We start from the raw sequence: 10157 nt of genomic DNA, 5'->3' as shown, positions 1-10157 counted from the left end.
GACCAACCTACGAATACGAAGCGATCGCGCTTGAGCCAGTCGTCTAGAACGTCAAACCACCCTCTACTGGGGGCGCGTCCAACTGCGATGGTCATCGGACTAAAATCCTCTTTTTTTACTAAAATTGCAACGTTTCTAAGGCAGTACGGAGAGCCAATGTAACCGACTGCCGTGAGGAATTAACGTTTTTTTTGACAATCTCAACAGCCTGAAAGCAACTGAGATTCTGAGAGCTTGCCGACCTGTGAAATCAGCATTTCTCTTTGTTTATGCCATTACACGTACCATTGGCTAGTAATCTAGCTTGTGGTAACTTAATGATTCTTAACTTATCACACTACTCTGGGTTTTTGCCTGATACACAACAAGCAAATCAGGATATGAAACACGAACCCTATAATTAATATGAATATCAGAATTTTTACAATTTGACACAAGTTTTCTCAGAAATCTGAAAAAATTTAGTGCAGATGGGCGTAGGTAGGTAACTCATTACCAAGAGTTCAAAAAGAGGCAGCCAGAGGGGATAAGAATGGCAGAGGGGTAGATGAGAAAGAGTTTTTATCAGCCCTTGAGTGAAGAAATTATGTAACGTGCCTTAACAAATTATTGTATGGGTAGCAGCAACAGGGAAGTCCACAGTTGAGTTTTTGTCAGCAATGTTTGGTAAAATGCACACAAGCCTACACTCAATGCGAAAACATTCAGTGTGTTAGTATCTCACGGGCAATGGTAGTTCAATGACGGCATCAACAACGATTAACAAAGGCGATCGCCTCCTGCATCAAAATGTTCTCGGTTCCCGTCGGTTCAGTAACTACTGGTGGGCAACTATAGTTACCTTGGGAGCAAGCGGCTTTTTATTGGCTGGGATATCCAGTTATTTAAAAGTTAATTTACTCATAGTTACCGATGCAACCCAACTGATATTTGTCCCCCAAGGATTGGTGATGGGGTTATATGGTACTGCTGGCTTGCTATTAGCCACATACCTGTGGGTAATGATTTTATTGGATGTAGGAGGCGGTTACAACGAATTTAATCAGGAAACTGGCACAATCAAAATATTCCGTTGGGGATTTCCTGGCAAAAACCGCCGAATTGAGATTGACAGCCGCATAGAAGATGTGCAATCTGTGCGAATAGCCGTCAAAGAAGGTCTTAATCCCCTTCGCGCACTCTATCTACGCGTTAAAGGCCGGCGAGATATACCCTTAACACGGGTTGGACAACCATTATCCTTAACAGAGTTGGAAACAGAAGGCGCAAAGTTAGCCCGCTTCTTGGGAGTGTCACTAGAAGGACTTTAAGGGAGTGGGGAGTGGGGAGTGGGGAGTGGGGAGTGGGGAGTTAGGAATTGGGAAAAATTCGTGCCCCATGCCCAATGCCCAATGCCCAATGCCCAATGCCCCACTCCCAATGCTTAATGCCCCTCAAAACGATAAGATACTGTGGTTGAATCAGTAATTGGCAATGCGGTTAAAAATCTCACAATTTTTGCTTTCTCTGGTGATCATCAGTGCCTTGATGTTGGGAGGATGTTCAACACGTCAAGTCGCTTCTAATACGTCTTCTCCAACCTCGACTACGAGCGAGGCAAGCACCAAGACAACTACTGAAGCAACATCTGTATCTCAAACTAGTAGTGAGAGTATTCCTGGAATCACAGATTTACCACGCCTCGAAGGTAAGGCTACTGTGGTTATGACGGTTAAAGGTTCGCCGATTACTATCGAAGTAGACGGCACGAATGCCCCAATTACATCTGGCAACTTCGTGGATTTAGTGCAAAAGGGTGTGTACGATGGTTTAGCTTTCCATCGAGTTATACGCGAACCCCAACCGTTTGTGGTTCAAGGGGGCGATCCTAAAAGCAAAGACCCGAAAGTTCCAATAGATAAACTGGGAGAAGGTAGTTATATTGACCCAAAAACGGGAAATCCTCGCTACATACCTTTAGAAGTTAAGCCAAAAGGTTCAGATACTCCGATTTACAATAAACCATTTGATGCTACTGCTCAAGCTGTCGTATTGCCCCATAAACAGGGTGCAGTAGCGATGGCGCGATCGCAACCACCAGACTCTGCTTCTGCCCAGTTTTACTTTGCTTTAGCCGATCTAGCCTTCTTGGATGGTAACTACGCCGTGTTTGGCAATGTCACTCAAGGCTTTGATGTAGTGAACAAAATTCAGCAAGGCGATCGCATTGACTCCGCTAAAGTCACCCAAGGTGCTGAAAATCTGAAAACACCTGGAAAGTAGGAGGAAGAGAGCAGGGGGAGATGAGGGAGATGAAGGAGTAAAGGGAGCAAACAAACGATTATTATTCTTCCTCATCTTCCTCATCCCCCTCATCCCCTAAAATTCAAATTGGTTAAGGTTTGTGTCACTGGTATTGGTTTAATTTCCGCCTTGGGTGGAAGCTTGGAGCAGAGTTGGCGAAATTTAATCGCAGGTAAATCTGGAATTCGATTACATCAACCATTTCCAGAACTTACACCACTTCCTCTAGGTTTGATTGGTCAAAAACCATCTGAGTTGACAATGTTAACTCAGATGGTTGTTGCTTATGCTTTGCAAGATGCTGGGTTAGTTGCACATGCAGCTGATTGTGCTGTAGTCATTGGATCGAGTCGCTCTTATCAAGCGTCTTGGGAAATGCTGGCAAGGCAAATGTATAGTGAAGCGGCGAATTTCCCGGTGTTATCTTTGGGAAATTGGCTAGATACATTACCTCAGATGAATGCGATCGCAGCTGCGCGACAAATCGGTGCATCAGGGATAGTTTTGGCACCGATGGCAGCTTGTGCTACTGGAATTTGGTCTATTGCTCAAGCAGCTTTACTCATCCAAACTGGGCAATGTCAACAAGCGATCGCTGGCGCAGTGGAAGCACCGATTACACCCTTAACTTTAGCTGGGTTTCAGCAGATGGGTGCTTTGGCGAAAACTGGGGCTTATCCATTTGATTTGCACCGGGAAGGCTTAGTGTTGGGCGAAGGCGCAGCTGTGTTTGTCTTAGAATCAGCAGAGTTGGCCAAGCAGCGTCAAGCAAAAGTGTATGGTGAAATTCTCGGTTTTGGCTTAACTAACGACGCATATCATCCCAATTCACCAGAACCTGAAGGGAAAAGTGCGATCGCTGCCATCAAACAATGTCTAGAACGTAGTTGTCTCACACCAGCCGATATTGATTATATTCATGCTCATGGCACAGCTACTCAGCTAAATGACCGCATAGAAAGCATGGTAATCCAGCGTTTGTTTCCTCAAGGAGTGGCGGTTAGTTCCACCAAGGGAAGCACAGGTCATACACTAGGAGCATCTGGAGCTTTAGGTGTGGCTTTTTCTCTCATGGCGTTACAGCATCAAATATTACCACCTTGTATAGGATTGCAGCAGCCAGAGTTTGATTTGGATATCGTTACAGCCGCACGCCTAAGTAAAATTAGGCAGGTATTATGTTTGAGTTTTGGTTTTGGCGGACAGAATGCCGCGATCGCATTGGCAAGGTAAAAACTTGTGAGTGTGATAATTTGTCATTAGTTCCTAATGCCCGATGCCCTTAAGTTAGCTATGAGAATATGAGTTTGAGACTTGCGCTTCGTGACCGTAGTCTCAATTTTTTCCATAATCCCTCTATTTCTAGCGATCGCAATACATCTGTGAGATGCTGTATTTCTAGATACACTATATTCAACATTATTACTGGCATTATTGACTTTCTTCAGTACTCGTGAACGCAAGCTCCGTTCAAAGTCTTTTACCCCTTTGAGGTTAGCAAATGTACCTGGGCTGACTAGTTCAAACAGGCGTGATTCTATCTCTTGACTGGTTGGGGCTACTTACGCTGACTCGATGGCGAAAATCTGGATTCCCTTGCTTTTTCCGTGGTTTACTCATGGCTTTTTCAACACAGGGGTGTTGATTGACTTTTACCATTGATTTGCCCACTCTTGACAGCCATCCATTTTTCTTAACTTGACACCAATGGCTTTTCGGCCCACCCCACAAGTAGTAGTAATTTATTTCTTAGAAATCCCTCAACATCGTGACATCTCTCATGAACATCACGACATCTCTCATGAACATCACGACATCTCTCATGAACATCACGACATCTCTCATGAACATCACGACATCTCTCATGAACATCGTGACATCTCTCATGAACATCACGACATCTCTCATGAACATCACGACATCTCTCATGAACATCGTGACATCTCTCATGAACATCACGACATTCTTCACTAACGTTAAAGCAATCGTCCAAAAAACCAGGTGCAATATCTGAATTAATCGGACTTATAGCGTTTACTAATCAGATGAGGTACATCATAGTCCCCTCCTCGCTTGCTCATAGGAACGTAAATTAAATAAAATACAAAACTTCATCCTGTATCTAGCTTCCCTCTCCAATATATCGGAGAGGGATTGAGGGTGAGATAAGCCAGGGACATAAATTGTATGTTATTTAATTCTTATTCCTTAGGGGGTTGGGGGTGGAGTTCAGTACCTATTCAAGCGAGAACCGCTATAGACAAAAAACACCCAAAAAAGAGCCTCAAATCTATATACAGACAGACTTTGACATCTTTTTACTTAGTATCTTGATATATTTGGGTTTCAGCTATTTTTGAGCATTTGGTGTATTTACCTTATCTTGCATGGGTTTGAAGCTTGTTTCTCCGTCAAAAATATTTAAGTCCCGTTAAGAGAAATTACTCAGATTTCTGTATTAGTTTTTTAATAAATAAAATTATTCATGAATTTTACTGAACCAGAAAACAGCTTTGCTAAGTCAAACTAGCTTTAGAGCATTGATTCAGTAATCAAAAACCTAACCCTCCAGTTGCCTTTCTTGGTAGGAAAGGCAGAGCCAAACTCTCTTCTGATACCGTTTTACTTTAATAATGATACAAATACGTTGGTAGGGGCACAGCATTGCTGTGCCCCTACGAGAAATCTATATGTATCAGGGTTTGTGTGAAATGGTATGAGCTTTGGATAGGAGTTGAGGGAAAAGTTCTTCCAAAATTATGATTACTCAATTGGTATTCTATAACCCTATCTAACGAATATATCTATGTCTCGTCCAAAACGTACATCCCGTATTTTAGAAAAAGCTGAATTGAGATCCGCCGGATTCAAAGCAATTGATTCAAATATGGATTTTGGTGATAATTGCGGTTTGCAAAATCTAACTCAATCAATTGAGCAGTTACGCACTATGCTTGATGGTTATAACATCGCTCTAGCGATGATTGACTCTTCCAAAACTAAAATTGATGAGATGGAAAAAACTTTAGACAATCTTACAGATAAGATTGTGAGGGGCGTTGCTTTTAAGTATGGCAAAAACAGCAGTGAATATGAAATGGCGGGTGGAATTCGTGATAGCGAACGTGTCCGCAAAACTAGGTTAAGTCGCCTGCTGAAAGCTAGTGCCGCAAAAGCATCAGATCAGAATGTTAAAACCGTCTAATACAGCACGGCGGCAGACAGAAAGCAGAGGTAAAAAACCTTCTAGCAAGAGATATGAAGAATGAGCAAACGCTACTTGTTCATTAAAAGCATTTGTTGTTGACTGCTGCGATACCTGCGGTGAGCTTTGCCTACGCAATTTATTCTACTCACTCATACTCTTTGATATAGAAGGTTTATGTACAGTTAATATCGTGCATATTATCTTATGCGTTTTCTAGTTTAGTTTCATTTTTCGTAATATTGAGAATGCTGCAATCTGCAAGTCTCAACAATTTTGATTGTCTAACTTCTGATCAGAATTTATAGGAATACGAAGTTTTGTCTAATACTTTCTCGGCAGATTTTTACCATGATTTATTCTACCAAATTGCAAAAGTATTTGACATATTTCTCTTTATCTGTAGTATTAGTAGCTGATTTACTAATCACACAAAAAGCTTTTCCAGTCCCTGTGCAAACCATAAATTCATCTATCGGTAATGCTGTGACATTTAGTTGCAATGATAGTGAAGCGACAATCAAAGCTAAAAATGGGCCGAAAGTAAAGAATGGAAATACAACAATTTACATTGGTTATCAGCAAGTCTCATCTAATAACAAAAACCCTGTGACAATCCGTTTTAATAATGGGATTAAAACATGGTGTCGTAGTGATTACGAAACAACAAATGACGATGGTACAGGTTATGGATTGTTTTGGGATGGAGCGAATGTTTTATATGGCGTTTACTCTTCCACTGGCAGTCAAACTGGTAACGATTTTCGCCGCTTTGCCACTGGGCGTTGGTTGTCTAGCTATGGTAGCGGAGGCGGGCCAAAAGTCGCAGTTATAGCCCGGATTAATCCAGCCAATGGCGAGGTTAACTATGCGACGTTTTTATCATCCAAAAAGCCGACTGATGGACAAACTAACTCTTTAGTTATCAACAATCTATCATGGAATGGCACAAATTTGACTGTGCAAACAACCTCATGGTGGACTCCCCGTCGTACTAATACAAATTCTATGAATTGTTCTGGTGCATCACCTTATCAATACACAGCAGTATTCACTGGCGATTTAACAAAGGTTAACTCGGCTTCAGCAGCTACTTGTAGTTAACGTGAGTTTGATAAACCTCATAACCTCACCCTGGTTTTGCTACGCAAAACCTGTCCCTCTCCTTAGTAAGGAGAGGGATGTCCGATAGGACTCTTTGAGGTTTTAGAGGATTTTTGGGTAATCGGATAACTTGTTGCGTAGCGATCGCACTTTTCCTCATTTTTCCTCGTTCCCATACGGAGTATGGGAATGCATTCATTGAATCTCTGACTCAATTCTGACTAAATATTTAACTGGAGGCAGCAGCCCCTAATCAGCCATTCCCATGCAGAGCATGGGAAATCGAGCTTTTTTGGACTTGTGTGTACACCGTAGCCTTAGTAAGGAGAGGGATGTCCGATAGGACTCTTTGAGGTTTTGGAGGATTTTTGGGTAATCGGATAGCGATCGCACTTTATCATTTATCTATGCCTAATTTATCCCATGCGGACGCTGAATAATCGTTTCCACCACCCGCCGCTTGGCCTTTGGATCAATACCTACTAAGCGCACATACTCACCAGTATATTCTGTCAGAGTTGATTCCAAATTTGAGATTGCATCAGACTCGCTATCAATGTGACTATTAACACAACTTTGCCAAGAACCTGTGCGGAAACGGCGCTCATCTACGTGTTCAATACTAATTTTGTAACCTTGAGACAATAATTCTCTAATTTGTGCTTGTGTCTCTAGGGTCAAATGTGGACTCGATACTTCCTGTTTCGGGAATCCATTAGTTTTTGCTTCTTGAGTTGTGCCATTTGACGGCTGACTAATTGGTGTTACAGCCGCAGGTGGTGCAGATTGAGAATTTCTACCTCGATTCAGTCGGTTGTAATCATCAACCAAATGGGAATTTTCCACCCGTTTTTGTTCACCAACGAGGAAGTTACCAGACTCGATTAAGTGAGACAGCCGGAAATCTGGCTTTTTAAACTCTGGTGGTCCTTCAACGCTGTTAACCACACTTAAGGATACCCGCTCAAAACCTACTTGATGGATGTAGTTGCGGATTTGTTCGTCATAAATGCGCGATCGCAAAGCGCTAAAAAAGTCAATGGATTGATTGACAAAAGTATCAACTAGCTGTTCAATTTCCTTCTGTGACAGTCCATCCGCTTCAAAAATCCCCTTGACAATTCCCACCTTATCGTCTCGGTTTGGCTCCCAGTAGAACTTCTCCATCCGTCCATCCCGAATTAACGGTGCATAGAGGGTAGAAAAATCATTACCTGTGACAATAATCGGCACACGACGTAAAGGCGTAGAATCATAGCTTCCAGGCAACTGCACATCTGTGGGATTATCAGCAATATTCATCAGTGTGGCATTCACCAACTGCGTATTTACAGTATATTGAGTACCTTCATCAAAGCGTCCAGCCCCCGCATCTAAATCGTTAATCATCAAAACACACATTTTGCCGCGTACTTTGATCAGTTCTGCTGTTTCCCGATAGCGCAGCCGAATCAACCGCGCCGGATCTCCTGCGTCTGGACTTTCCAATTCGCCGCCAGATATGTTAGTTACCTCGATACCCATTTTCTCGAAGACTAATTGACATTGAAATGTTTTGCCTTCTCCTTTGCGTCCGTGAATACCCAAAATCACAGGAACTCGCACACCAGGAAGCTTGAGAAAGTTTTTGGTAATGTGGACAGCCAGTTTATCCAGAAAGCGGGGAGCGATGTAGTAACCCATAAAATTATCTTTGCCTAGCAGTGTTTAAAGTAATGTTCAGTTTTTTTTGGTGATTGCTGTTTATTTATCTTTTGGTAGAAAAGGAGCGCTATCTACCATATACGCCTAATTGGATATGCATCAAAAATTTTATCAGCACTCAATACAGGTATATTTTCAACTACCGACTGTGCAATTAAAAGTCGGTCGAATGGGTCACGGTGATGCAAAGGTAGTGTAGCAACAACAGTAATATGGTCTATGGTGATTGGTAGAAATTCAATAGCATTCCTAATTATTTGCTGTTGGATAAACTCGTTAAAAGTCATACCAAAGCTGAGTTTACCAATGCTGTGCTTGATTGCCATTTCCCAAACGCTAGCAATACTCAGTAGATTATCATTATTTTCAATTTGCGATCGCAAACTAACGCTGATTCTTGGATCACCCATCACAAACCAAATAAAAGTATGAGTGTCTAGTAGTTGCCTCATTCCATATATTCCTTAAAATCTTCCAGTGGTGCATCAAAGTCATCAGATATTGTTACAAGTCCTTTGGCACTACCATACTTAGGACGGCGTTTAACTGGCGACACAGGAGTTAACTTCACTAAAGGTTGATTATCTTTGATGATAATAATTTCCTCACCACCGAGTGCTGCTTCAATTAACTCAGGTAAGTTTTGAGATGCTTCAGCGAGAGTAATTTGCTGCATAATTCCTACCTTTGGATAGAAAGACTAAAGTGCTACCACTATCCTAACTTTGAATTCTCGATTAAATTAAAGGAAACCAATTTAACCAAGCGTCCCAATTTTCTACAATTTGGGCAAATTCTGCATAACCGCTTGCTTGAGGATGAACACCATCATTAGCTTTTGCCTCATTTATCCAGATGTTTGATTTTTCTAATATCGGAAAAACATCTAAATAAGGTACATTTAATTCATTACAAATCAAAGCATACTGTTTAGATAAATCGGTATTTCTCTGCCTCCTTTGAAGGTTTTCTTGTTCTGCGTATGGCGCAGAACCAACCATCAACACAGGGTATAACTTTTGAGCTTCACTTAAAATTTCACGGGTATTCTTGATAGAATCTGCCGAATCCACGCGAGTTTTACCATTTTCTACTGTTGTGTCATTTAACCCAAAAGAAAATATAACTCTGCCATCATATTCTTTGGGTAAGCGAAGTGATACTTCCTGTAACCAACGCTTTGCTATATCAGTACTCGTATCTCGCCTAATTCCTAAATTATAGTAGGTGATATCATAGCCTTTTTTATTAGCATTAGCACATATCCTGCCTGTCCAACCAAGACATTCTGGGTCGCCAGTACCATTAACAAAAGAGTCACCAACAAAACAAATTCTTACTTCCGGTAGATGCTCTAATTCCATTTATTACCTTCTAAAAAAACGTAAAGGTATCCTAAGCAAAACGCAGAGAATAACTCCGCGTGCCTTTACGTTTTAAAACAAATCTAGTAAATAGGAGAGGCAGATAATTCTACCTCTCCTATGGAAATAAACCAATTACTTAAAGCTTGCTAACCTTAGTATTTGTTGGGTTTGTGAACAAGAAAGCTGAGAATTTGGCACTGCTTGATGTTGTCAAAACCCACAACCCGAATATAGCTGGTGTTGAATTGAGAACGGCATCCTTGAACTTCGCTCAATACTTCTTGAGTCGATCTAGCACCAAATAAAGGCAACTTCCACATTGTCCAATAGAATTCTTTCGGGTCAGAAGTCTCGTTAAACTCGATTGCTGGAATGTAACCTTGATTCAAAATGTACTGGATCTGCTTGGAAATTTGAGCATCAGACAGAGGGGGCAGATAAGAAAGGGTTTCGTAACGACGCTCTTTTGGTAAAGTTTGCATAGCTTTTGATAA

General features: G+C 41.5%; 11 protein-coding genes. 6 read left to right on the top strand and 5 right to left on the bottom strand.

The features are described from left to right. The first annotated feature begins 740 nt into the window (after positions 1-740). From V7L05_RS20585 to V7L05_RS20560, 6 genes are all read left to right on the top strand, one after another. Positions 741-1310 (top strand): photosystem I assembly protein Ycf4, encoded by a 570-nt coding sequence (locus V7L05_RS20585; protein ID WP_335166707.1) that lies wholly within the window; start codon positions 741-743, stop codon positions 1308-1310. Positions 1311-1473: 163 nt separating this feature from the next. Beyond that, positions 1474-2262 carry a peptidylprolyl isomerase gene (locus V7L05_RS20580; protein WP_335166705.1) on the top strand — a complete coding sequence of 263 codons (789 nt, stop codon included), beginning with the start codon at positions 1474-1476 and terminating at the stop codon, positions 2260-2262. A gap of 108 nt (positions 2263-2370) precedes the next feature. Next, positions 2371-3516 (top strand): beta-ketoacyl-ACP synthase, encoded by a 1146-nt coding sequence (locus V7L05_RS20575; protein WP_335166703.1) that lies wholly within the window; start codon positions 2371-2373, stop codon positions 3514-3516. Between the two features lie 474 nt (positions 3517-3990). Beyond that, positions 3991-4257, top strand: coding sequence for a hypothetical protein (locus tag V7L05_RS20570; RefSeq protein ID WP_335166702.1), 267 nt, complete (start codon positions 3991-3993; stop codon positions 4255-4257). An 832-nt stretch (positions 4258-5089) separates the two neighbouring features. Continuing rightward, positions 5090-5488, top strand: a complete 399-nt coding sequence (locus V7L05_RS20565; protein ID WP_335166700.1) for a hypothetical protein — start codon at positions 5090-5092, stop codon at positions 5486-5488. 351 nt (positions 5489-5839) lie between these two features. Beyond that, on the top strand, positions 5840-6592 hold the full coding sequence (locus tag V7L05_RS20560; RefSeq protein WP_335166698.1) for a hypothetical protein: 753 nt from the start codon (positions 5840-5842) through the stop codon (positions 6590-6592). Positions 6593-7003: 411 nt separating this feature from the next. On the opposite strand, the gene V7L05_RS20555 is transcribed toward V7L05_RS20560, so the two are convergent. From V7L05_RS20555 to V7L05_RS20535, 5 genes are all read right to left on the bottom strand, one after another. Further along, entirely contained in the window at positions 7004-8275 is a 1272-nt protein-coding gene (locus tag V7L05_RS20555) for a ribulose bisphosphate carboxylase small subunit (protein WP_335166697.1), read from the bottom strand. A 92-nt stretch (positions 8276-8367) separates the two neighbouring features. Further along, positions 8368-8748 (bottom strand): type II toxin-antitoxin system VapC family toxin, encoded by a 381-nt coding sequence (locus V7L05_RS20550; protein WP_335166696.1) that lies wholly within the window; start codon positions 8746-8748, stop codon positions 8368-8370. Beyond that, positions 8745-8972, bottom strand: coding sequence for a type II toxin-antitoxin system Phd/YefM family antitoxin (locus V7L05_RS20545; protein ID WP_335166694.1), 228 nt, complete (start codon positions 8970-8972; stop codon positions 8745-8747). Before V7L05_RS20545 ends, V7L05_RS20550 begins: the two co-directional genes overlap by 4 nt. 61 nt (positions 8973-9033) lie before the next feature. Beyond that, on the bottom strand, positions 9034-9660 hold the full coding sequence (locus V7L05_RS20540) for a GDSL-type esterase/lipase family protein (RefSeq protein ID WP_335166692.1): 627 nt from the start codon (positions 9658-9660) through the stop codon (positions 9034-9036). A 155-nt stretch (positions 9661-9815) separates the two neighbouring features. Continuing rightward, entirely contained in the window at positions 9816-10145 is a 330-nt protein-coding gene (locus V7L05_RS20535; protein ID WP_292771904.1) for a ribulose bisphosphate carboxylase small subunit, read from the bottom strand. Between the last annotated feature and the right edge of the window lie 12 nt (positions 10146-10157).

The organism is Nostoc sp. (genome assembly GCF_036917755.1).
Taxonomy (GTDB): domain Bacteria; phylum Cyanobacteriota; class Cyanobacteriia; order Cyanobacteriales; family Nostocaceae; genus Nostoc.
Note: the sequence above shows the minus strand (reverse complement) of the source record. Positions and strands in the feature narration are given on the sequence as shown.

Bases quoted from the DNA above. Each gene is read 5' to 3' on its own strand.
- V7L05_RS20545 (WP_335166694.1), bottom strand. From the start codon at position 8,972: ATGCAGCAAATTACTCTCGCTGAAGCATCTCAAAACTTACCTGAGTTA.
- V7L05_RS20585 (WP_335166707.1), top strand. From the start codon at position 741: ATGACGGCATCAACAACGATTAACAAAGGCGATCGCCTCCTGCATCAA.
- V7L05_RS20560 (WP_335166698.1), top strand. From the start codon at position 5,840: ATGATTTATTCTACCAAATTGCAAAAGTATTTGACATATTTCTCTTTA.
- V7L05_RS20550 (WP_335166696.1), bottom strand. From the start codon at position 8,748: ATGAGGCAACTACTAGACACTCATACTTTTATTTGGTTTGTGATGGGT.
- V7L05_RS20565 (WP_335166700.1), top strand. From the start codon at position 5,090: ATGTCTCGTCCAAAACGTACATCCCGTATTTTAGAAAAAGCTGAATTG.
- V7L05_RS20580 (WP_335166705.1), top strand. From the start codon at position 1,474: ATGCGGTTAAAAATCTCACAATTTTTGCTTTCTCTGGTGATCATCAGT.
- V7L05_RS20540 (WP_335166692.1), bottom strand. From the start codon at position 9,660: ATGGAATTAGAGCATCTACCGGAAGTAAGAATTTGTTTTGTTGGTGAC.
- V7L05_RS20555 (WP_335166697.1), bottom strand. From the start codon at position 8,275: ATGGGTTACTACATCGCTCCCCGCTTTCTGGATAAACTGGCTGTCCAC.
- V7L05_RS20570 (WP_335166702.1), top strand. From the start codon at position 3,991: ATGGCTTTTCGGCCCACCCCACAAGTAGTAGTAATTTATTTCTTAGAA.
- V7L05_RS20535 (WP_292771904.1), bottom strand. From the start codon at position 10,145: ATGCAAACTTTACCAAAAGAGCGTCGTTACGAAACCCTTTCTTATCTG.